Source organism: Spiroplasma endosymbiont of Agriotes lineatus (genome assembly GCF_964019485.1).
Lineage (GTDB): Bacteria > Bacillota_I > Bacilli_A > Mycoplasmatales > Nriv7 > Nriv7.
The window spans coordinates 52,906-76,715 of sequence record NZ_OZ026448.1 but is presented as its reverse complement, the minus strand read 5'-3'; the positions used below and the strand labels follow the sequence as shown (position 1 = coordinate 76,715).

23 protein-coding genes and 3 pseudogenes are annotated in these 23,810 nt (G+C 25.1%); 4 read left to right on the top strand and 22 right to left on the bottom strand.

Annotated features, from left to right (window positions below):
* Positions 1-5 precede the first annotated feature (5 nt).
* The 6 genes from AACK93_RS00400 to AACK93_RS00375 form a co-directional block, all read right to left on the bottom strand.
* Positions 6-200 carry a hypothetical protein gene (locus tag AACK93_RS00400; protein WP_339024597.1) on the bottom strand — a complete coding sequence of 65 codons (195 nt, stop codon included), beginning with the start codon at positions 198-200 and terminating at the stop codon, positions 6-8.
* A gap of 346 nt (positions 201-546) precedes the next feature.
* Positions 547-1,479, bottom strand: coding sequence for an ABC transporter permease (locus AACK93_RS00395; RefSeq protein ID WP_339024594.1), 933 nt, complete (start codon positions 1,477-1,479; stop codon positions 547-549).
* Positions 1,472-3,157: an ABC transporter permease gene (locus AACK93_RS00390; RefSeq protein ID WP_339024592.1), complete on the bottom strand. Its 1,686-nt coding sequence runs from the start codon at positions 3,155-3,157 to the stop codon at positions 1,472-1,474. The genes AACK93_RS00395 and AACK93_RS00390 overlap by 8 nt, the downstream gene beginning before the upstream one ends.
* A complete protein-coding gene (locus AACK93_RS00385) occupies positions 3,150-5,291 on the bottom strand; it encodes an ABC transporter ATP-binding protein (RefSeq protein ID WP_339024591.1) in 2,142 nt (713 codons plus the stop codon). The genes AACK93_RS00390 and AACK93_RS00385 overlap by 8 nt, the downstream gene beginning before the upstream one ends.
* A 15-nt stretch (positions 5,292-5,306) precedes the next feature.
* Entirely contained in the window at positions 5,307-6,593 is a 1,287-nt protein-coding gene (locus AACK93_RS00380; RefSeq protein ID WP_339024589.1) for a hypothetical protein, read from the bottom strand.
* Between the two features lie 127 nt (positions 6,594-6,720).
* On the bottom strand, positions 6,721-6,867 hold the full coding sequence (locus AACK93_RS00375; RefSeq protein WP_339024588.1) for a hypothetical protein: 147 nt from the start codon (positions 6,865-6,867) through the stop codon (positions 6,721-6,723).
* Between the two features lie 244 nt (positions 6,868-7,111).
* Here AACK93_RS00375 and AACK93_RS00370 point away from each other — a divergent pair.
* Positions 7,112-8,181, top strand: a pseudogene (locus AACK93_RS00370) (IS3 family transposase).
* A gap of 439 nt (positions 8,182-8,620) precedes the next feature.
* Here the strand turns inward: AACK93_RS00370 and AACK93_RS00365 are convergent.
* On the bottom strand, positions 8,621-9,154 hold the full coding sequence (locus AACK93_RS00365) for a DUF402 domain-containing protein (protein WP_339024586.1): 534 nt from the start codon (positions 9,152-9,154) through the stop codon (positions 8,621-8,623).
* A 298-nt stretch (positions 9,155-9,452) separates the two neighbouring features.
* On the bottom strand, positions 9,453-10,202 hold the full coding sequence (locus AACK93_RS00360) for a hypothetical protein (protein WP_339024584.1): 750 nt from the start codon (positions 10,200-10,202) through the stop codon (positions 9,453-9,455).
* Between the two features lie 109 nt (positions 10,203-10,311).
* Between AACK93_RS00360 and holA the strand changes: the two genes are divergently transcribed.
* Positions 10,312-11,262 carry a DNA polymerase III subunit delta gene (gene holA, locus AACK93_RS00355; protein WP_339024582.1) on the top strand — a complete coding sequence of 317 codons (951 nt, stop codon included), beginning with the start codon at positions 10,312-10,314 and terminating at the stop codon, positions 11,260-11,262.
* A 16-nt stretch (positions 11,263-11,278) separates the two neighbouring features.
* Entirely contained in the window at positions 11,279-12,622 is a 1,344-nt protein-coding gene (locus AACK93_RS00350) for a hypothetical protein (protein ID WP_339024580.1), read from the top strand.
* Positions 12,623-12,793: 171 nt separating this feature from the next.
* On the opposite strand, the pseudogene AACK93_RS00345 reads toward AACK93_RS00350, so the two are convergent.
* The 14 genes and pseudogenes from AACK93_RS00345 to AACK93_RS00280 all read right to left on the bottom strand — a co-directional run bounded on the left by AACK93_RS00345 (position 12,794) and on the right by AACK93_RS00280 (position 21,906).
* Positions 12,794-14,027, bottom strand: a pseudogene (locus tag AACK93_RS00345) (IS256 family transposase).
* 184 nt (positions 14,028-14,211) lie between these two features.
* Positions 14,212-14,691 carry a hypothetical protein gene (locus AACK93_RS00340; RefSeq protein WP_339024579.1) on the bottom strand — a complete coding sequence of 160 codons (480 nt, stop codon included), beginning with the start codon at positions 14,689-14,691 and terminating at the stop codon, positions 14,212-14,214.
* A 23-nt stretch (positions 14,692-14,714) separates the two neighbouring features.
* Positions 14,715-15,248 (bottom strand): hypothetical protein, encoded by a 534-nt coding sequence (locus AACK93_RS00335; RefSeq protein WP_339024577.1) that lies wholly within the window; start codon positions 15,246-15,248, stop codon positions 14,715-14,717.
* Positions 15,249-15,548: 300 nt separating this feature from the next.
* On the bottom strand, positions 15,549-15,905 hold the full coding sequence (locus AACK93_RS00330; protein ID WP_339024576.1) for a hypothetical protein: 357 nt from the start codon (positions 15,903-15,905) through the stop codon (positions 15,549-15,551).
* A gap of 58 nt (positions 15,906-15,963) precedes the next feature.
* Complete coding sequence (locus AACK93_RS00325; RefSeq protein ID WP_339024574.1) at positions 15,964-16,173, bottom strand: hypothetical protein; 210 nt, start codon at positions 16,171-16,173, stop codon at positions 15,964-15,966.
* Positions 16,174-16,328: 155 nt separating this feature from the next.
* Positions 16,329-16,481 carry a hypothetical protein gene (locus AACK93_RS00320; protein WP_339024572.1) on the bottom strand — a complete coding sequence of 51 codons (153 nt, stop codon included), beginning with the start codon at positions 16,479-16,481 and terminating at the stop codon, positions 16,329-16,331.
* Positions 16,482-16,495: 14 nt separating this feature from the next.
* Positions 16,496-16,630: a hypothetical protein gene (locus AACK93_RS00315; RefSeq protein ID WP_339024570.1), complete on the bottom strand. Its 135-nt coding sequence runs from the start codon at positions 16,628-16,630 to the stop codon at positions 16,496-16,498.
* A gap of 544 nt (positions 16,631-17,174) precedes the next feature.
* Positions 17,175-18,503 (bottom strand): serine hydroxymethyltransferase, encoded by a 1,329-nt coding sequence (gene glyA / locus AACK93_RS00310; protein ID WP_339024568.1) that lies wholly within the window; start codon positions 18,501-18,503, stop codon positions 17,175-17,177.
* Positions 18,496-18,948, bottom strand: a complete 453-nt coding sequence (gene rpiB, locus AACK93_RS00305; protein WP_339024567.1) for a ribose 5-phosphate isomerase B — start codon at positions 18,946-18,948, stop codon at positions 18,496-18,498. The genes glyA and rpiB overlap by 8 nt, the downstream gene beginning before the upstream one ends.
* 170 nt (positions 18,949-19,118) lie before the next feature.
* Positions 19,119-19,331, bottom strand: a complete 213-nt coding sequence (locus tag AACK93_RS00300; protein WP_339025436.1) for an IS3 family transposase — start codon at positions 19,329-19,331, stop codon at positions 19,119-19,121.
* Between the two features lie 192 nt (positions 19,332-19,523).
* Positions 19,524-19,817, bottom strand: a complete 294-nt coding sequence (locus tag AACK93_RS00295; protein WP_339024565.1) for a hypothetical protein — start codon at positions 19,815-19,817, stop codon at positions 19,524-19,526.
* 295 nt (positions 19,818-20,112) lie between these two features.
* A pseudogene (locus AACK93_RS00290) lies at positions 20,113-20,762 on the bottom strand (IS256 family transposase); the annotation flags it as partial.
* 117 nt (positions 20,763-20,879) lie between these two features.
* The gene (locus AACK93_RS00285) at positions 20,880-21,368 is read right to left on the bottom strand and encodes a nucleoside 2-deoxyribosyltransferase (protein WP_339024564.1); all 489 of its coding nucleotides are present in this window, start codon (positions 21,366-21,368) and stop codon (positions 20,880-20,882) included.
* 331 nt (positions 21,369-21,699) lie between these two features.
* Positions 21,700-21,906: a hypothetical protein gene (locus tag AACK93_RS00280; RefSeq protein ID WP_339024563.1), complete on the bottom strand. Its 207-nt coding sequence runs from the start codon at positions 21,904-21,906 to the stop codon at positions 21,700-21,702.
* A gap of 279 nt (positions 21,907-22,185) precedes the next feature.
* Between AACK93_RS00280 and AACK93_RS00275 the strand changes: the two genes are divergently transcribed.
* Positions 22,186-23,709, top strand: a complete 1,524-nt coding sequence (locus tag AACK93_RS00275; protein WP_339024561.1) for a DUF2130 domain-containing protein — start codon at positions 22,186-22,188, stop codon at positions 23,707-23,709.
* Positions 23,710-23,810 lie beyond the last annotated feature (101 nt).

Below are 23,810 nucleotides of genomic sequence, written 5' to 3'. Positions count from 1 at the left end.
AATGATTAAACACGATTGGATTGTTGCGAAAATGTTCGTGCCATTGGTTTAAATAGCTCTAAAATTGTTAAATTGCTAGTAATAAACTTTTGGAAATTCGCAAGGCCTTCGCTAATATAGTTCGTTAAAGTTTCAAAATGACTACCAGCTAAAAGTCCAAGAACAGTTATTAAGATAAAAATAATAATTAGTTTAAACATTGTTAGTTACCTTGCTTTGTTTTTATTAGTTTTGTTTGTTTTTTAGCTTTTCCTCACGCGCTTAAACGACCCTTATTTTTAACAGCATATTGGCGTTGTTTTTCTAAATTAACTTGTTAACTACCGACTACCAAATCCAAGAATAATTGCCATAAGAAATTCTACAGCCAGCGTTAAGAATAAAGGAAATATTAGTTGAATATTCGTTCCTGGTACTTCAAGAGACTTCAAATTAAATCAAAAACTTTATAAAGCATTTGGGCGAGAAGGGCGGCCATTTTTTTAGGAACTGACTGTACAATTATAAATCTTTGCCCGCCCAACAAAACTCTTTACGCGCCCAAGACTAACAACTATCCACTGAATAACTTATTCCTAAAGCACTTGGTGCACCAGTAATTTTTTTATTATAAATAAACCGAAAAATTAATAATGATACTAATGGTGACAAGTAAATTAATGATTTTAACAATTGGGGATTAATATGTTTAGTAATATCAGGAACAGCAGCGATCTCATATGTTAACTGAATTACATATCCTAAAATAAATGAACTTAACATAATAAACCATCCATTTCAACGCGCAAGAATCATAATTGCAATTGCAATAAAACCATATCCACCCGCCGTTGGCATAAAAATATTTTGGGTTATCACATATAATGAACCACTTAATCCTGCTAAAGCTCCAGAAATTGTAATTGCAAAAAATTTATAACGATTGACACTAATCCCGACAGATTCACTAGCTCAAGGATTTTCACCAACTGATTTTAAACGCAAACCAAATTTACTAAAAACTAATAAACAAATAATAGCAATTACAATAATTAAAATAATAAACGGATAAAAAATTAAACTATCTATTTTTCAAGGAATATATTGAATATTACTTGAAATATTAGCACGATTATTTAATAATGTTGCTCCCATCGCTGCAATGGCGGGCCCGGCAACATTAACAACTGTTCCAGAAATAATATGATTAATTTTAAATTTTAATACCATTAATGAATGTAGCAACGATATTATCATTCCAAAAAGAACACCAACAACAATTGCTATTACTGTTAAACTATGATTATTTAAATTATTAATATCATAATGACAATAAGTAATTAATGAATAACCCAAACCGGCAAATACCATCTGTCCTTCCAAGCCAATATTAATTACACCCGCCCGCTCAGAAATTAAAGCGGCAATAGCAGTAATCATAAAAATACTAATTAAAGGTAATCCACTTATTAAAGAAGTTCCAAAAACTGAATTAAGCATCTTTCTTTACCTCCTTCATTATTTCTTCAATTAAAGTCTTCTTACTAATAAATTGTGATGCATTTCTTAATTGTGATTTTGTCAGTTTTTGCAATTGTAATTTACAATATCAACTTTGAAACAATGAAAGATTAGAATCATTAATTATTTTCTTTAAGTCTAAGATCTTTTTTTCTTTTGCTTCATAACTTTTTTCATATACATCAATTACTAATGTCATATTATTATTATGCAATTTTAAAATTACTTTTTGTTTAATTAAAATAATTTTTTTTGTTAAATGAATAATTTTATTTTCTTTAGTATTTAATTTTTTAATTTTTGTTTTGTCTTCTTTAAAAAATTGCTTTGCAAAATTAATTTTTTGTTCTGATATTTCTTCATATTCTTTTCAATATTCAATAATATTCATTTCTTTATTAACATTAATTCATAACTTTTGCGATAAATATAATGCTTGATTTCTCACAAAAATAAATTTTAATCAATTTCTACTATGAGCTTCAAAATATTCATAATAAATATCAATTTTATTTAAAAGACAATAAATTTCAAGTTGAATAAAATCTTTAAATCGTAAAAACTTTAAATACCACCTATTAATTCCATGATAACTATATGATAATCTCAGTTGTCTTGTGGTCATTAATTGTAAATATCACTTTGTTGTTTTTGATTTTGGTTTAACTAAAAAATATGTTCCTAAAGCAATTGATAATAAAGCAATAGCAATAATTGTTTCAACAATTTCTTTATTACCTGACATAACAACTTTTTGAGCATACACAGCACTAACAAATAATGCTGAGAAAATAATACCAATAAAACTATTATTTGCTAATAATGACACAGTAATACCATCAAAACCAATATTCAATGGAACAGATTGTACGGATAAAAACCGTACAATACCATAGTAATAAACAAAACCAGCAATTCCGGCAACACATGAAGAAATTAACATTGTATAAATTATAATTTTATTATACTTAACGCCAGCATACTTTGTAGCTAAAGGATTACTACCACTAATTTTAATTTTATATCCTAAATTAGTAAATTTAAAAATAAATCAAAAACCAACAATTAAAATTATTGTAATAAAAATGCCTATATTAAAAGACGAAGTAACAACTTCCTTTAAATTTAAATTTATTAATAAATGACCAGGAAAACCAATTGATGATCCATTAGTTTCAAGAGCAGGCCCGCTTTCTAAAACAAATTGATAAAAATATAAAACTGCTCAATTTAACATTATTGTTGTAACAACTTCATGAATATTGCCATAAACTTTTAATAATATCGTAAGCAATCCTAGTACAATTGCTGATAATATACAAATTAGAAAAACAAAGAAAGGATTTAAAGCATCAGCATTACCTCAACTCAAAGCAATATAAGACATCGCCCCGGCAAACATCATTTGTCCCGAAACACCAACATTAAATATCCCGCCTCTAAATCCAATTGCAACAGCAATTCCTACTAAACCATAAACAGAAAAATATCCTAAAAAATCTAAAAATGCATTTTTACTACGAAAATTACCTCATAGTAAATCACTAATTTTATATATCGCTAATGGATCATTACTAATTAATAAAAGTAATAACCCAATAATAAAAGCTATCGTAACTGATAATATGGGAAAAAATATTTTTTTATATTTACTCATCTTTAAAATTCACCCCCGCCATCATTAAACCTAATTTCTCTTTAGTAACATCACTCGCTTTAACTTCACCCATATTTTTACCATTATTAATAGTAATAATTCGATCAGATAAATTTATTACTTCATCTAATTCATATGAAATTAAAAGCACAGCATTACCTTGATCTCTTTGTTTTAATAACGATTCATAAATATATTCAATGGCACCAACATCTAAACCTCGTGTTGGTTGTTCAGCAATAATTAACTTTGGACCTTCTGATAATTCTCGTCCAATAATTACTTTTTGTTGATTACCACCAGATAATTCTTTAACTTTATTTTGAACACTTTTGGCTCCCCGGACATCAAAGTTATTAATTATTTCTTGCGTTTTCTCTTTAATTTTAGCAAGATTTAATAATCCATAATTACTATATTTATGATTAAATTGATCACGCAACGAAATATTTTCTCATAAACTCATATCTAAAACTAAACCTTGATTTTGACGATCAGCAGGAATATGATGAATTCCTAAATTATATGTATCTTTAGTATCTAATTGTAATAAATTATACTCTCATTGTATTTTCTGATCAACTTTAATATTACTATATTTTAATATTGCTTCCTTTTCTTTAATTTGCTTTAATTTATTAGTAATTTTATTAACAACATCTAATTCATCAAATAACATTACTTCACCACTAATAGGATTTAAATGACGACAAATAATATTAATAATATCTTCTTGACCATTGCCTTCAATCCCGGCAACACCTAAAATTTCACCACGATTAATTGTTAAACTAAAATTTTTTAATACCTTAACCTTAGTTTTACTTAAAGTATTAATATTTTTAAGAATTAATAATTTTTTGCCTAATTTAACAGGTTTTTTCTTTAAAGAAAAAATTATTTTTCTTCCAACCATTTTTTCAGCTAATTTATCAACTGATGTTTTTTTAACATTAACCGTATCAATATGCTCACCTTGTCTAATTATTGTACAACGATCAGCAATTGCTTTAATTTCATTTAATTTATGAGTAATAATAAGAATCGCTTTACCTTGAGATTTAAATTCTAAAAGCATTTTCATCAAATCATCTATTTCTTGAGGTGTTAAAATTGCTGTAGGTTCATCTAAAATTAATATTTTGGCATCACGATATAACACTTTTAAAATTTCTACTTTTTGTTGGTCATAAACAGAAATATTATTAACTTTTTCTTTTAAATTAATTTTAAAATTCATTTTCTCACAAATTTGTTCTATTCTTTTATTAGCTTCACGATAATTTAATCAAAACCTTGTTTGTCATTTTCTTTTCATCCGATATAAAAAACTACGATAAAAATTCATTCTTTTTTTAAGTTGATTAATTTTACTACAAATAATTGTTTCCATATCAGTATTATTTTCAACGCGATTATTATATTTATCTTTTAAAGCAATAATAATATCAGTTAATTTATATTCCAATTTTTCTAATTTATATGCCATCTTTTTATTAAATAAATTAAATTTTTCAAGAAATTCTTGATATTTATGTTCTAAATCTTTAACTTGCTGAGCATTAAGTTTCTTATTTTGTTCTTTATGATGTCAATCATCAATTTTTTTTATTTTTTTTACAACTTTAAAATCTATTTTTTTAGCTTTACGGAAAATTTTAGCTTCATATTTGTGTTTCTTATAATTAAAAAAATCACCTTTAATTTTTGCAATTTTTGCTAATTCAATTTTATTAATATAACTTATATAAATAGAAAAGAAATAATTTAATTGATTAATTTTTGCTTTATCTTTTAACTCATAACCAAGAATAATATTATCTAAAACCGAAAAATTATTAATTAATTGAAAATGTTGATGTACCATCCCAATACCTAAATCAGTAGCAATATTAGGGGAAGTAATTTGCATCACTTCACCATCAATTTTAATAACTCCAAAAGTAGGTTGATGCAAACCAAAAAGTGTTTTCATCAAAGTAGATTTACCAGCACCATTTTCACCTAAAATCGCGTGAATTTCACCATACTTAAGATCTAAATTAATATTTTTGTTAGCAACAATACCACTAGAATAAATCTTAGAAACTTTAATTAATTCCACAGCTTTTTTATTCTTTATTTCATTATGCATTTAATTATATCCTGCCTATCACTTTGCTTCTTCACAAACACTTTCATTAGCAATATCTCCTAACATATCTGTTTCATTACATTTCCTTAAATCTTCAACACTAATGGCCAGTGTTTTTTTTAAAGCAACTAATTTACCGCTACCAACTCTTTCAATATAAAAATTATTAAAATCTTTGCCATTCATTGGCACTAAAGAAACTTGCTTGGTTTCTTCTCAAATAAATGATTTAGTTCCCGGAGTTGAATACTCATTTTCATAATCAATAGCATTATTATTTTTAATACGATAATTAATCGCATCCAATACGGTTTTAACAGCAAAAGAAACATCTTTTAAAGCTGATGACTTAATTAAATGTTTATATCCTGCCAAATTCTTATCATTCGCTTGATCAACATCAACACCAATAAATCAAGTATTAGCATTAGCTGCCGCTATTTGTTTTAAAATTGTATTTCCTTCAGGAACAGAAATATTAAAAATAACACCAACATTATTATTAATAGCATTATTGGTATTAGTTTGAGCAGTCTTAATAGCATCATTTGTTCCAAAACCACCATTAAAAGTTCCTGCAAATCACTCAAATTGTAACTTACCATCCTTAGCATCAATATCATTAGCTAAAATATTATCACTAAATCATCTTAAACCTTTATTAAAACCAATCATATAGTTTTTAATCGCCGGAATATTTAATCCTCCAATACCGGTCATTTTTACAGTAATATTATCACCATTTTTAATAACTGGTAATCCCATATGATCTTTATCAACCTTAAAACGCTGTAGAATTTGTCCTGCAACATCAATTGCTGCCGCAAATCCTGGTTTTGATTCGTCAACTAAAATTTCATAATATTTATCAGGCGCTTTGGTATTTAACGATTTAATCATTTCATATACAGTAAGATCAACCGTTAAAAAATATGTATTATCATCATATACATCAAAAAAATTAGGTTGAAGAACAGTTTTAACATATGTAAATCCCGGGAGCACGACAGCTAGATAACCATCATCAATAGTTTTTGTAATTGCCGGAGTAATCATATTAGGATCATCTTGAGTATCAGGATATAAGACATCTAACGCTTCATTTAAATTAGAATCTACTTTTAACATCCCTTCTCAAGCCGCTTGATTAAAACCACTATCTTGAGCCTTTAAAGGATTATTAGCAATCATTTTAAAAGATGACACACTATAACGACTACTACAACTAGTAACAAAGCTAACTGGCAAAACCATTGTCAATAATCAACGCAGTCCTTTAGTCTTTCCTAAACTATTTATCACTCGTTTTTCCTCTCATTTCTATAGTTCTTATCTTAAACTCCTTTTTTCATTTTACTTTCTTTATAAAAATTTAGCAAGATTTATTTAAATTATTGAAAATTAATTCAACTTAATAATAAAAAATTTATTAATTATTTCAAATAAAATTAGTTAAATCATAACTATCAACCCAATTAACTATTTTAATTAAATCATTAGCGGTTTTTACTGGATCATAATTAATCATTGTTCTTAATTTAGGATTTCGATAAATTAATTTAACAAATGACTCCATATTATCACCCTCACTAATTTTTAAATGGTTAGTAATTTCATCATTTTTAATACTAAAATATATTAGACTTGGTACATAACCTCATAACCTTTAATTTTATCTACTATTTTGATAATTGGATAGGTTACAATAAGTTGGACCATATTTATGTGGACTTTCAAAATAAGATAAAATTATATAAGAAAGCAGGAATATAAAAATGGGCAAAAATTCATATACAGATGAATTTAAAAAATAAATTGTCATGCTTTATCAAAACGAGAAAAGCATTATTAAAATTATTAATGAATACGGGGTTTCAAAATCTGCTATTTATAATTGAATAAAATCATTCGATAATTCTGGTTCTTTTAAAGCAAAAGATAATCAAAGTAATGAAGAAAATGAATTAATTTACTTACGAAAAGAATTAAAACAATTACAAATGAAAAACGATATTTTAAAGCAAGCGGCACTGATAATGGCCAAAAAATAACAATAATTAATAACAACAATAACAAATATTCAGCGAAGAAAATATGTAAGATTTTGGGTTTATCAAAATCAAAGTATTATTATCAACCTAATAAATGCACTAACAACAAGCAAGTTAATAACTATGAACAAGAAATAGTTATCAGTGCGTTTAATAAAAGTCGCAAAATTTATGGGGCTCGTAAAATTAAAGCCGTTTTAATAAGAAAAGATATCATCTTATCGCGGCGAAAAATCATATGCATTATGATCAAAAATAATTTGGTTTCTAAATACACCAAATTAAAATATCGTAATCACAAAAAAACAGCTAATAATGCCCAAATCAGTAATGTTTTAAACCTTGAATTTAACAATAAAAACCAAATAAAGCTGTTGTTAGTGATTTAACACATGTGTAAGTTGGAGGAAAATGACATTATATTTGCTTATTAATTAACTTGTTTAATCGTTAAGCAATCGGCTATAGTGCTGGGCCAAACAAAACCGCTGAACTAGTTCGACAAGCTTTTCATAAGGATAACACGACCATTAAAACAAATAATTTTATTTCATACCGATCGCGGTAATGAGTTCAAAAATAAAATCATTGATGAAATTTTAATAACTTTTAACATTAAAAGATCATTAAACAATAAAGGTTGTTCTTATGATAATGCTGTGACTGAAACAACTTACAAAACCTTTAAAACGGAATTTATTAAGGGTAAAAAATTTGAAAATTTAACACAATTAAAATGCGAACTATTTGATTTTGTTAATTGATACAACAATATTCGAATTCACGACAGTTTAAATTATTTAACACCCGTTGAATTTAGAAAATGGCAGTCTACATAAAAAGTGTCCTAAAAAGGGTTGCCATACCAAATATTATTTTTTAGGTTAAGTACAAATGTTAAATAAATACAAAGATAAAAATGAATTTTATAGTCTAGTAGTCATAAAATGTTATAGTTATGTACCAAGTCTATTAAAACTTTTGAAATAAAAACTCATGATATATGACCGGCATCAGCCTTTAATCTACTAATAGTTGGTTGTTTTTTACCCCAACCATTTTTGCTAATTGAGTCTGTGTCAAACTATTTCTTAAACGCATTTTTTAATTAAAGTTTCCATTAATTTATTATTATCTCCCCTCTTTTAAGCAACATCATAATGTCATAATTTCCTAAATATGAAAATCTATTCTTTTATTGCATATATCCTTGATATATTTTAAAAAATCAAAAAAACAACTAAATTATTAGCTGCTACAAAAAATTAAGTTTAATGATTATTTAAAATTAATTTGATAATTGTTTCAATGATTTAATACCGTTTTTTCATGAAATAAATCATCCTTATCCTTAATTTGAATTTTTAATCTTTCAATTTCATTTCAAATAATATTTTGCAAATTTTCAGGATAATTTCAATTTATCTTGTTACGACTAAACTCTTTTAAATCTAATATTTTTGTATACCCATCAGGAAATACTTTAATATCAATATCATAATCAATAAACTTTATTGTTTTACCATCATAAGCAAAAGGACTAGCAATATTACAATAATAATGAATACCATTATCTTTTAACATTGAAATAATATTATATCATCGGTTCTTAGAAAAGAACCAAATAGCTGGTTCATGAGTTTTCCATTTACGACCATTAACCTCAGTAACAATAACGGCTTCATTTACTAAAATTAAATAATTTTTAGTTTCTTCTAAAAAAATAGCGTGATCCCAAGAACGATATATTTCGCCATTATGTTTATAGGCGTGAATTAAAACTTTACGACCTGTTATAAGTGTGTTTTTCATCTATTACACCTCCAAAGTCATTCTTATAATTAATACAAAAGCGCAGAGTAATTATAACATAAAAAATAACCTAATTAACACAAGGTCACTAATGAACTAACTCAATACGATTAAAGTTTTTGGGGGTTATAAATAATAATTTAACATATTTTACCCTATTTTTTAACTAGATTAATTATAACATAAAAATATTTTTTTTAAACTAAAATGTTTTTTGGGGACGCATAAATTTTTGTTAGGCAGGAAAAAAAGGTTTAAATAATTTTTAATGACAATCAACGACAATCTAATTATCATTTTATTTAGAAAATAAATAGTAAAACAAAATATTTAATATCAACAAAACTTTATGTGTCCTGTTTAATCCTGTTATAATTTGAAATAAATATTTTGCCTTAGTTTCATAACTACATGGTGGTATTTTAATTTTTTGTATATTTGAAGAGATATTAGGAAAATTAATTGGTTCAAAACAAAAACTTTTTTCATCAAATGATTTTAACAAATCTGAATTATTCGTTATTTCAATCTCAGAAAACATTAAGTTATCAATATTAATATTTTTTATTTCTTTAAATATTAAATTTAGATTTTTATCTCGAAAATTAAAAAATATTGCTTTTTTAATTAATTCATTTAAATTAATAATTTTATTTTTTTCATTATCAATTGAATAATATATTTTTATATTATTATCATTATTTAAATTATCTTTTATTTTTACTATCGCTGAGTTATTTATTTTGTTAATAATTTCTAATTGTGAAATATCTAAACCTGGATTCAAATAATTTAATTCACTCAAAATCATATTATCAAAATTATTACTAATTTTTCCTAAATTTGAATTTAAATAGTAATTACTATATTCATCATATACATTATGATCATGTGAACCAAAATATAATTTATTATTAAAAATAATTACACTAGAAATAATTCCGTCATTTATTTTAATAACAATTTTTGTTCTATTTATTATTTTACTATTTTCATTATTGCTTCGTTTTTGTTTTTTATCATTTATATTTTCTAATTGGAATGGCAACCCTTTTTAGGACACTTTTTATGTAGACCGCCATTCCATCTACAAAATTAAAAACATTTTATATCAACATTAATAAAATAATATTATATAATTTTAAAAGGTGAATAAAATGTTTCTAATTTACGGTAGCGATAAATTTCTTATTAATAAACAAATTCAAAAAATAATTAATGTTATTAATAAGGATCAACAAATGAATATTTTAAAGTATAGTATGATAAATAATACTAATATTGATGAAATATTACAAATTATTTCAATGCCACCATTATTTAACAATAAACAAATTGTTATTATTGAAGATTGTTGATTTTTAACTTCTTCTCGTGAGCATCAATTAAGTAATTTACAATTTAAAAATTTGCTTAAATATTGTGAAAATCCAGCACCATTTACTGAGATATTTTTTGTTGTTAACAGTTCTAATATTGATCAACGAAAAAAGATTATTAAAGTTATTGAAAAAACAGGCAAGGTTTTAGTTGTTAAAGAATTAAATGATAGTAAGTTAAAAATGTTTGTTCAAAATTATTTTGTTAAGCATAATACTGAAATTACTAATGAGGGTTTAAATTTATTATTAGAAAAATTACCTAATAGTTTGCAAATTATTGTTAATGAATTAAATAAACTTATTAATTATAGTAATTCATTAATATTGGAAGATGTTGATGTTTTGGTTAGTCGTTATTTAGATAGTAATATTTTTGATTTAGCCAATGCTTTTATTGTTCGTGATATTTCACAAATATGACAACAATACTATGATTTTAAAAATAGTAATCAAGATGTTTTGGCAATTATTGGTTTGTTGGCTAATCAACTAAGGACGGTTCGCGATATTAAAATTTATCAACAAAGAAATTGTGATTTTAATACTATTTGTCAAAAAATGACTATTAATCCTTTTCGGTTAAGAATTCTTTGAAAATATCTTTTAAAAATTAATGATCAACAAATTCATTATTTATTAGGTAGTTTAAGTAATTTAGATTATAATATAAAGAGAAGTCATGTTAATAAAAATATTGGCTTTGAGTTTTTTTTATTGCAATTGTAAGAGGGTGAGTTTATTAATGAATAGTAGCAAAAATACTTATGAAAATATTGTTAATTTATTAGTTAATATTTTACAAAGTTCTAAATTAAAACTTAAAGTGATTAAGGATGATGAATTTTATACTTGTTTTTTACGATTAGTTAATAGTCTCTTATTTTTAGAACAAGAGTATCGTGATAATTATGAAGAAAAACGCTATGCGAGAAGTTTTGTGCAAGTATTAGCTGATTTAAGAGATGAAGAAATAAAAATTGTTAAAGATGATAATTTAACTTTAGAAACTATTGAGAATGATTATAATTTTTTACAAACTTATATTCTTAATATTTTTCAAGTACCAAAACAAGAATTGGTTTCACCAACAGTAATTTCTCTTGATATTGTTAAAGAATTAACAAATATTGATTCAAATTTACAAAAGGAATTATTAAAAAATGACAATGTTTTAGTAACTGGTCAGAATAATAATTCTGAACAAATTTCTAATAATAATTCTCAGATTTTAAAAGATGATGGTGGAAAAACAACCGAGGATAATTCGCAAAAAAAAGTTAATGAACAGTTAATTAATTTGCAAAATTTACAACTTAATTTGCAAGGTTTAAAGTTGCCAACTTATCCGGCAATTAATCAAGGTTTTTATCCATATACTGGTAAACCTAAAACAATGCCGTTTTTTAAAAGAGTTTTAAGTTATGTTTTTATGTTTTTATTGGCTATTGTTATTGGTATTAATATTTATGGTTTTATTGCTGAATTTAAATTAACTGATGTTATTTTAAAAGATAATTTAGCTGACCCAAAAAGTTTTGATTTTCGGCCAGCTTCTATTGCCTGAAATTTGTCAATGTGAAGTATAATTTTAGAAATTTTAACTTATGCAATGTTAACTTATTCTTTCTTTAAAAAACCGCAATTTTTAAGAGATAAGTATCGGATGCAACCAATAATGTTAATATTTGCCATTGTTGCTATTATTTTTAATTCTATTTATGGCGTATTTGGATTTTTATCTTATAATTCGTTTGTTCAGTTTTTTAAAAATGCTTTTAACCAAGTTCATAATGTTGATAGTGTCTTGGAGGAAATTTGAAGTAATTCAAGTTTTCAAGTTTATCGGATTTTAAAAATTATGGCTACTAGTATTGCTATCATTCCAATATTATTAATTTTTATTGTATTTTCAATTAATCCTCGTTTAGATCGCGATAAGTTAATGCAAGCGAATTTAGAATATCAAAAAGCATTACAAGCAACATTAAAAGGTGAATCGTATGTTATTGATGCTTCATTATTTGACCAAGATTTAATTTTAGAAGCCGAAAAGCAAGATGAAAATAATAAAAAACATGATTTATAGTTAATAATTTATAAAGTAACAAGAAAAAAAGGAGCCTGTCCAAAATTCTGTGTCTCGATAATTAATTCTGAATTATATTTAAAAGAAGAAGAACAGAAAATGATAAAAAAAGTAAAAAACCTTAATAAACTTTAGGGACTGTACAATTAACTGTGCTGTGTCTCTAAGTACTTAACTTAAATTCACTCTGTCCTCAAATTTTATCATTAAATGTGAAATTGCACTACCCCAATTTTGAATTGGCATCGTTCATTTCTTAACCATATTTTGAAATGCTAAATAAAATATTTTAAAAAATGATGCGTCATTAGGAAAAATCTTTTTATTCTTAATTACTTTTCTTAGTTGACTATTAACAGACTCTATTGTATTAGTTGTATAAATAATTCTCCTAAATTCTTGAGGATATTCAAGAAAAATTATTAAATTATTTCAGTTATTTTTTCATGATTTAGTAATTTGTGAATAATTTTTATTTCATTTTTCAGAAAAATGATCTAAAGCAACCAACGATATTTCTTCATTAATTGCTGTATAAATTGATTTTAAATCATTAGCTACAAGTTTGCGATCTTTGTAAGGAACAAATTTTAAACTATTATGAATTTGATGAACAATACATAATTGATGTTGTGTTTTTGAAAAAACAGCTTCTATTGCGTCAGACATTCCTGTTAAATTATCACTACAAGCAACAAGAATATCTTGTAATCCGCGATTTTTCATTTCCGTAAGATTATTAAGTCAAAATTTGGCTCCCTCATTTTCACTAATTCACATTCCTAAAATATCTTTTAAGCCATTTATATTAATTCCTAAGGCACAAGATAAACTGCTTTATTTATTATTCGTTTATCTTGCTTTGCCTTAACAACAATACAATCAAAATAAACAATCGGATAAATCTTCTCTAAAGGTTTAGTTTGTCACATTTTAACTTCTTCAATAACATCATCAGTTATTTGACTAATTAAACTTTCTGAAATTTCTGCTCCGTGCTCCGTGATAGAATTCTTGCAATTGTGCTTTGATATCAGAAATTGTCATTCCTCTTGCATATAAAGAAATTACTTTTTGATCAAAGTTATCAAATTTTCTTTGTCTTTTTGGAATAATTACTGGTTCAAAAGTACTATTTCGATCTCTTGGTACATCAATTACGATTGAACCATTTTTAAGTAATAATGGTTTTTTGTGTGTTGCCATTTCTTTTATTATGATTCTCATCAGTTTCGAGATGATCTTTAATTTCTGCATTTAACATTCGTTCATTTAATTTTTTGGTAAATTCCTGAAAAATAGTATTGCTTTTAAATAAATCTTGTGGATTATCAATATTTTCTAAAAAATAATCAACAACTTTATCAATTGCATCAGGTTCTTTTTTTTTATTTTTTTTTGTCATTTTCTGTTCTCCTTTGTTTAAGTATAATTCAGAATGAATTATCGAGACACAGAATTTTGGAAAGCCCCCTTTTCTTCATGCTTTTCTTTGATTTCCAATCCCCCCAAATAATTCAATTACTTTAAACATAATATTTTAATAATACTCCTTTAATTCTCTATAAATAACTTGCTTAGGCAAAACATTATGATAAATATAAGCAGTTTCATTTGGTGGATTTTTGCAAACTGTACCATTCATTATAAGCAATAAACTTTATTCTTTTATTAAAAACTAATAACTTACACTGATCTATTTTTTCTCTAATTGGTTTTAATGCAATACTTACTAATGGTATTAACATCGCAAATGGTTTACCTAAATTAAATAAATGTTCTATTACTTGCTTTCTTTTACTAAATGGAGGGTTAGAAATAATATAATCATATCTATCCACATCACTTTTAATGTAATTAAAGAAATCAATTTCATCGTCAATATGACTATTCCAAATTTTATGCCCATTTCTTTTTAAAACACGCACAAATTCACTATCAATTTTATCAAAAGGGCATAAAATAGTGCTATTAGGTTTTAAAAATTCTAAAATTAGTTTAATCGCATATTCCTGTATATATCATTCATCATTAACATTAATTTTATTTAATAAATTAGAATTTAACATAATTAACTCTATTAATTCCTTTCTTAATTATTTTTAATTTCATTTAAAATTGTTTTTATATTTTTAATCTTTGTTTTAATTTTTTCTAAATCTTTCTGATCAAAATCACTATTTTTAATTTCGTTTAGTAAATTTAAAGCACTATTTAATTTGTTTATTTGTTTTTTTAAGAATTGAGTTATTTGCTGTTTTTGTTCATCCGTAAACTCGTTTTCTTTTTGACATAGTAAAAAATGATATTCATAATTATTTAGTTCAGACATTTTGATAAATTGTTCTGCTTGAGTTTGTTTCAATTCTGTTTGATAATCTTCTTCATTTTCATAATCATTTTTACTATTTTCAATTTCTTTAATTACTTCATCATATTCTTTTATTTCTATTGTAATTTCTTGTTTTAATTTTTCATAGTAAAAAACATCTTTGATTATTGGTTGTTTGGGTTTTGTTGGTGGTAAATGTGGCTTGTTATTTGCAATATTACCACAACCAATCAATGGCATTGTACTTCCATATGACAACAAAATTGCACTACATAAATTAAGTATTTTTTTCATATTTAATTCACCTCGCTTTATTTTTACATTTTTGGGATTTATAAAATTTATTAAGCGTTAATCATTCTGAATTTGTAATGCTAAATTCTTGCTTACATCTAATACAATCAATAATTATTTTTCCATTAAACCTTGTTCATAATAAACTTTTCTTCTCCTATTTAGTAAAGCCTCTGGGTTCTTTAAATTCATAGTCTAAATTTTGTTTCATATATTGATTGAATTTATCTTGATTAATATTAGGGTCAATTAAATATTTTTCGAAAAAAGAAGAATTAATCTCATCATTAGTTTTAAAAATTAAATTATTTTTTTATCAAAATATGCAAATTCAAGATCACAACCATGATAATCATCAGCTAAAATATATAATGAAAATTTATCATTAGTTTTATGTTTGTAGATTTTGTATTTTTCATAGTTATAAGTATCAAGTTGAGCCCCTTTATAGCTATTTCATCTTCTAAAAACATCTTCTTTTGTTATCTCAGGAAAATTTTCATTATTTTGTTTGCTTGAATATTTTTCTTTGTCATAATCAGTTAGAACATCTTTTAAGTATCCGCCACGAAAACTAACTTTATCTAATAAGATTTCTTGTTCTTTTTTTGATAAAAAATTTCATTTTGCTAAGGCAATCCCGACACATGCAAGCATATCATAATCATTCTCAATAACATCTGATCGCCATTTATTTGCAATAAATAATGCGTTGTTAAAAATCTTTATCCGAAAAATTTAGATTTAAAATTCTATTTTGAATATAATTATAATTTATTTCAATATACTCTGTTAATGTTAAAGTTTTTGGAAAAATATTTTCTTTTTGTATATTAATTTCTTGTTTTAATTTTCTGATTTCTGCTTTTAGTTTTTCATTTTCTTCTTTTAAATTTTCAAATTTTCCTCATTCTGTTACATTCATTATTATTTTTCCTTTCTAAAAAAATATTAATTATTTTGCAAAAAGACAATAATTATTGCTGCATCATAAATCTTTATCATCACCATCTATTTTTCATCCACATTCAGAACAATATCTTTTCTTCATAATTTTTATTTCCTTTCTGATTTTATTTTTTATCGTATTTGATTTAAGATATTTTCAATATTGTTAACTTTATCAATTAAAGATTCCGTAATTTGTTCTAAATTGCTTAGATTGTTCTCTGTTGTTGTTTTAATTTCGTTAATTAAATCGCTAATTGTATTTTTGATATTATTTTCAAACATGTACACTTTCCTTTCTAATTTTTGATATTAATAATTCATCATTTATTTTTCTTAAAAATTAATTTTTTAATAATTTGATAATTATTTTTGCATTGCAAAGTTAAAAATCAAAGTTTAGCATTTATTTTTTGTTTATTAATAAATTCCAACCTTGCTAAACAATGCCGAGCATATTTTTTATAATATTAACCACCTTTTCTGTTTTTGGTTAATTTTGTAAAATAATCATTGATATAACACTGACATTTGTTAATTAGTGTTGATTTATTTTGTACTTTAATTTTTAACTCTTTTTGACAGAGTTCTTTTAAATACACTCGCAAAACCTCCTTATAAATAGTAAGATTTCTAAATTTTTTTATTGTGGAACACTCACCCTTTAACCATTGCAGGTTAAAAATTTATCCCCAAACCACAATAACTCTTTTATATTGCCCAAAAGAATTGCCACCATTGTGTCGTGGCGAGCGGTGTGCGGCCACCGCCACCACTATATTGTTTATTCTCGCTTGCTTGGTTTAACGATATTCCAAGTAAGAGAGTTTTATTTAGTTGATTTTGCTATTATTTTCTTAAACTAAACAAGGTTAACGACAATTTTAACCTAATTAAAAAAGACAGAATTTTATTTCTGTCTTTTTCTTAGTTTTTGGAAATTTTATACCAATCGAATAATTTACGCGCTCACTAAACTTATAATTGATAATTTTCATATATTGGAAAATTTTTTAATAAAATACTAATTTGTTGTTTATGCTTAGTAATATTCTCTTCAGTATTACCATGTTTTTTAAGAACACTAACAATTATATTTGCTAATTGTTCAAATTCCTTTTCTTTTCATCCTCTAGTGGTCATCGCAGCTGTTCCAATCCGAATGCCGCTAGTAGTCATTGGTTTTTCTTTATCAAAAGGAATCATATTTTTATTACAAATAACATCAATTTGATGCAAAATATTTTCACATTCCTGTCCAGTGCGATTAAATGATGATTTAACATCAATAATCATTAAATGATTATCAGTACCGCCGCTAATCAGTTTAATATCATGTTTTCTAAAAATATTTTCTAAAACTTTACAATTAGCAATAATTTGCTCTTGATATGCTTTAAATTCTGGTGTTGCCGCTTCATAAAATGCTTGTGCTTTAGCAGCAATAATATGTTCTAAAGGACCTCCTTGTTGACCAGGAAATACTGCTCGATCAATGGCTTTTGCTAATTCTTTTTTACATAAAATTGCTCCACTTCTTGGGCCTCGTAATGTTTTATGTGTTGTTGTTGTTACAATATCTGCTACTGTTACAGGGTTTGGGTGTAATCCAGCAGCAATTAAACCAGCAATATGAGCCATATCAACCATTAATAATGCCCCAACTTCATCAGCAATTTCACGAAACTTATTAAAATCAATTGTTCTTGAATATGCACTCGCTCCAGCAACAATTAATTTTGGTTTAAGTTCTAATGCTTGTTGTCTAATTACTTCATAATCTAATTGTTGAGTTTTTTGATCAACACCATAACCATGAAATTGATAAACAATTCCTGAGAAATTCAATTTATGTCCATGGGTTAAATGACCGCCTGCATCTAAACTCATTGCCAAAACAATATCATTCGGCTTTAAAATAGCTTGATAAGCAGCAGCATTGGCTTGACTACCAGAATGCGGTTGCACATTAGCATGTTCGGCATTAAATAAAGTCTTTAATCTTTCAATCGCTAAATTTTCACTTTTATCAACAAATTCACAACCACCATAATATCTTCTTCCCGGATATCCTTCAGCATATTTATTAGTTAATATTGAGCCTGCTAATCTTAATACTGGAAGCGAAACATAATTTTCCGAAGCAATTAATTCCGCATGTTGTTGTTGTCTAATAAGTTCTTCTTTAACAATTGCTTTTATTTTGGGATCAATATCATTTGTTTTGGGATTAATATTTTGTATTTCTGAATCAATATCCTTTCCTTCTGAACTAATACCATTTGTTTGAGTATCAGTTTTAAACATTTTTAATATCTCCTAATTCAATTTTTTCAACTCGTTGTTGATGACGGTTTGAAAATTTAGTATTTAAAAATTCTTCTAAAATTCAAATTGCTTTTTGAGGTGCAATAATTTTTCCTCCTAAAACTAAAATATTAGCATCATTATGTTCGCGAGCTAAGGCCGCTAACTTTGTTTCATAACATAATGCCGCTCTAATTTTTGGAATGCGATTAGCACTAATACTTATTCCAATACCTGTGCCACAAATTAAAATCCCATACTTAGCATTACCATTTCCCACCTCTTTACCAACTAATTTTGCATAATCAGGATAATCAACTTGCTCTTTTTCACTATTAGTTCCTAAATCAACAACCTCATATTCATTATTTTTTAAATATTCAATAAGAGCAGTTTTTAATACATATCCAGCGTGATCACATCCAATAGCAATTTTATCTTTCATATTTATAATTTCCTCCTTCCAATATTCTTTATTTAATTATATAGCATGAAAGAAAGAAATTAATTATTTTGAACAAATATTAATTTATTTTAAAAACTAACAAACTCATTTATTAATTTTATTATTAGTTAATTTTTTAACTGGAATGGCAACCCTTTTTATGACACTTTTTATGTAGACTGCCATTTTCTAAATTCAACGGGTGTTAAATAATTTAAACTGTCGTGAATTCGAATATTGTTGTATCAATTAACAAAATCAAATAGTTCGCATTTTAATTGTGTTAAATTTTCAAATTTTTTACCCTTAATAAATTCCGTTTTAAAGGTTTTGTAAGTTGTTTCAGTCACAGCATTATCATAAGAACAACCTTTATTGTTTAATGATCTTTTAATATTAAAAGTTATTAAAATTTCATCAATGATTTTATTTTTGAACTCATTACCAAGATCGGTATGAAATAAAATTATTTGCTTTAATGATCGTGTTATCCTTATGAAAAGCTTATTGAACTAGTTCGGCGGTTTTGTTTGGCCCAGCACTATATCCAATTATTTCTTGATTAAACAAGTCAATTAATAAACAAATATAGTGTCATTTCCCGCGCCAACTTGCACATATGTTAAATCACTAACAACAACTTCATTAGGTTTTTTGTCATTAAATTCACGATTTAAAACATTACTAATTCGGGCATTATTAACTGTTATTTTGTGATTATGATATTTTAATTTGGTGTATTTAGAAACCAAATTATTTTTGATCATAATGCATCTGATTTTTCGTCGCGATAAGATGGTATCTTTTCTTATTAAAACAGCTTTAATTTTACGGGCCCCATAAATTTTGTAACTTTTTATTAAACGCACTGATAACTTCTTGTTCATAATGGTCGCGTTTAGTTTTCTTAGGTATTTTTAAAAAAAGAAAAAATAATCATTTACTATAAATTATTTCAATATGCAAAATTTTAGTGACTGTCTAATTAACTGTGTCTCTAAGTAATTAACTTAAATTCACTTTGTCTTTAAATTTTACTTCTAAAAAATAATCAGCAACTTTATCAATTATATCAGGGGTTTTTGCTTTTTTATAATTTTTTGTTCTACTTCTTCTGAATAGAATTCAGAATGAATTATCGAGACACAGAATTTTGGACAGGCTCCAAAATTTGGCTCCTTCATTCTCTCTCCACTAATTCACATTCCTAAAATATCTTTTAAGCCATTTATATTAATTCCTAAGACAAGATATACTGCTTTGTTTATTATTCGTTTATCTTGTTTTACTTTAACAACAATATAATCAAAATAAACAATCGGATAAATCTTCTCTAAATGTTTAATTTGTCACATTTTAACTTCTTCAATAATATCATTAGTTATTTGAATAATTAAACTTTTTGAAACTTCTGCTCCGTGATAGAATTCTTGCAATTGTGCTTTGATATCAGAAATTGTCATTCCTTTTGCATATAAGGAAATTACTTTTTGATCAAAATTATCAAATTTTCTTTGTCTTTTTGGAATAATTACTGGTTCAAAAGTACTATTTCGATCTCTTGGTACATCAATTACGATTGAACCATTTTTAGTAATAATGGTTTTTTGTGTGTTGCCATTTCTTTTATTATGATTCTCATCAGTTTCAAGATGATCTTTAATTTCCATATTTAACATTCGTTCAGTTAATTTTTTGGTAAATTCCTGAAAAATAGTATTGCCTTTAAATAAATCTTGTGGATTATCAATATTTTCTAAAAAATAATCAACAACTTTATCAATTTTATCAGGGGGTTTTTGCTTTTTTATAATTTTTTGTTCTACTTCTTCTGAATAGAATTAAGAATGAATTATCGAGACACAGAATTTTGGACAGGCTCAATTCTCTACCGACATTTGCTTATTCATTTGTAAAAAGAATTAATATTTTTAAATTTCTTCAATTTCTTTAATTTTTTTAATTGCTTCTTGATAATTTTTAACCTTAAAAATTTTCTTTTTAATAATATCATTGTATTGTAAACTGCCTGATATCATCTCATTAATACCATACCCAGGAATTTCAGCAAAATCAATATTTGATTGATACAATCTAAAATCACTATAAATACATATTAAATATTTTTCTTCCTTCAAACATTGTTCAAAGGCAAAACCATATTCCATATATGCTCCAATATCACGACCATCAATATCAAATATTACATATTTTGATTTTTTAATTTCTTCATAATCTTTTTTAAATATCTCTTTATTTTTTGGCGTAGCATTTTCATTATTAAAACTAAACTCAATCGGATTTAAAATTTCAAAATTATCACCTAATTGTTTTCTTAAATTTATTCCTTCTAATTTTCTTTGATTTTGTTCTGCTTCACTAAATAATGGTCCCGCATTATAAACAAATATTTTTTTCATTCTTATTGTCCCTTTCCAAATAATATCTTTTAATTTCACTACAAAAGTGTAAACACTTTCATAGTCATATTATATTTAAAATATTAATGGCAAGGTTGCTGATTTATGAACAAAAAATCCAAAATTATTATTTAGTTTCTAATCCCAAGAAATAAACTTTTGTAAATATTCTCTAATTGCTTGTTTCATATAGAGGTGCCCCGCGTTGTTCAAAATATTTCTTATTAAAAGCACTATCTCGGCCCCCCATACATTGCATTACCATCAATAAGTAAATAAGATTTATACCAACAAATATTTTCAATAATAATTTCCTGAATCTGCTTTTTTTCTAAAAGCAAGGCATCAACTGATTGACCACAATTAGCATAATATTTATGATCTTATCATTTTCCTTACTAAAACGAATTGCCATCGCTGATTCACTAAAAAGTTTTTGAATATTATTATCTTCCATATAGTTTTCACTATAAGTAATTCCTTTATTATTAGTAAAATTAGAATTAAAGTCATTAATATCATCGCCTATTACCATCATTATTCTTACATTAGACTTGCTCGGTACATAACTATAACATTTTATGCCTACTAGACTATAAAATTCATTTTTATCTTTGTATTTATCTAACGTTTGTGCTTCACTGAAATGACAACCCTTTTTAGGGCGCTTTTTATGTAGACTGCCATTCCAAAGGAAACATTTTTTTAAAATTAATATAAAATGTTTAGAAAATAAATAATCTAGAATAGAAATTTATTTCAGATTGTTAATGATAATATTAATTTATAAAATTAAAAAAAAGAAAGAGTTTAACTAATGTCATTTATAATTCAATGTCCACATTGTCATCAAGAAATTACCGAAAAATATTTTGAAAAGAGTCATCAAACAATATCACATTTACAACAATTTTTTGATCATAAGCGACAAGAATATGTTAGTAAGTTAGAACTTCAATTAAAGGATAGTTTTGAAAAAGAAAAACAAAATGAAATTAAAAGTTCACTAAATGAAAAAACAAAAGAGTGAAGTGAGCAACATAATAATGAATTGAATAAAATAAAAGAAGCACATCAACAAATTTTAGATAGTTTAAAACAACAATTAAATGAGGCTAATAGCAATTTAAAAATCCAAAAAGAAACAAAAAACGCTGATATTAAAGCTTTTATTTTAGAGCAAAAAAGCAGTATTGAAAAATTAAAACAAGAAGAGATTAATAAACTAAAAGATAGTTATCAAATGACTATTACTAATTTAGAAAAAAAATTAAATAGTTTAGAAGCGACTTTAAAAACTAATGATCTGGTTTTCAAAGAAAATTTAGCAACAAAACAACTTGAAATTACTAAAAATAAACAACAAGAAATTGATTTATTAAAGGATAAAATTAGTATTTTAGAAACCGAAAGGAAAACAAAAGAAGCGAATATTAAGGTTATTTTGGCTGAAAAAGAAAAAGAGTGAAGTAATTTACAACAAAATAAGTTGGATACTTTAAATAAAGAGTATCAGAAAAATATTAATGATTTACAAGAGAAAAATCATCAATTAGATATGTTAGTTAAAACTAATAATGCTAAGGTCCAAGAATTAGTAGCAAAAAAAGAAACTGAAATTATTAATTCTAAACAAGAAGAAATTAATAAGTTAATTGATGAAACAACTGAATTAAAACTTAAATTAGAACAAGGAAGAAATATTAGAACAGGAATTTTAGGAGCTAATTTAGAAAATGATTTTGCAGGTAAAATGCCATCGTTTTTTCCAAATGATCATTTTGAAAAAACAACTAAAACCATTAATGGTAAAAAACCTGATTTTAGGTTAGGAGTTTTGAGTGATGATGAAGAGGATAATAAAGTAGTTGGTAATATCTTATTTGAGTTAAAAAATCAAGAAAAATTAGATAATAAATGAGAAAAAAAATTAGCAATTGAATTAAAAGAATGAAATGCTAAGTTTGGCATTATTGTTTGAACTTATGCTAAAGCACCATTTAGTCGTTCTTCAAAATATCGTGATATTTTTATTATTAATACTGACCTTGAAGTTATTGCATTAATTGTTAATATTTTAAAATTTTTAATTAAAAAAGAATTTGCTTTATCATTACAATCTTCAAATAATAAAAATGATCAGGAATTTAAAGAACGCTTTAACAATTGATTACAAGGTGAATTTAGTTCTTTAATTGGTAAAGCGGTGCAAGAGTTTGCTAAGTTTGATAATAATATTCAACAAATTCAAAATTCTAATGAGAAATTAAAAATTGTTAAAGAGAACTTACAAGAAATATTGATTACTAAAATTGAGGTTTCTTTAAGAAAATTATTGTAGTTTAAAAGACTTCTTGGATAGGTTACAACTTAATTAAATAACACAACTGGCGAAAAGATATTGTTGAAAAATAAGTTTATTACTAATAATTTATTAGCAAT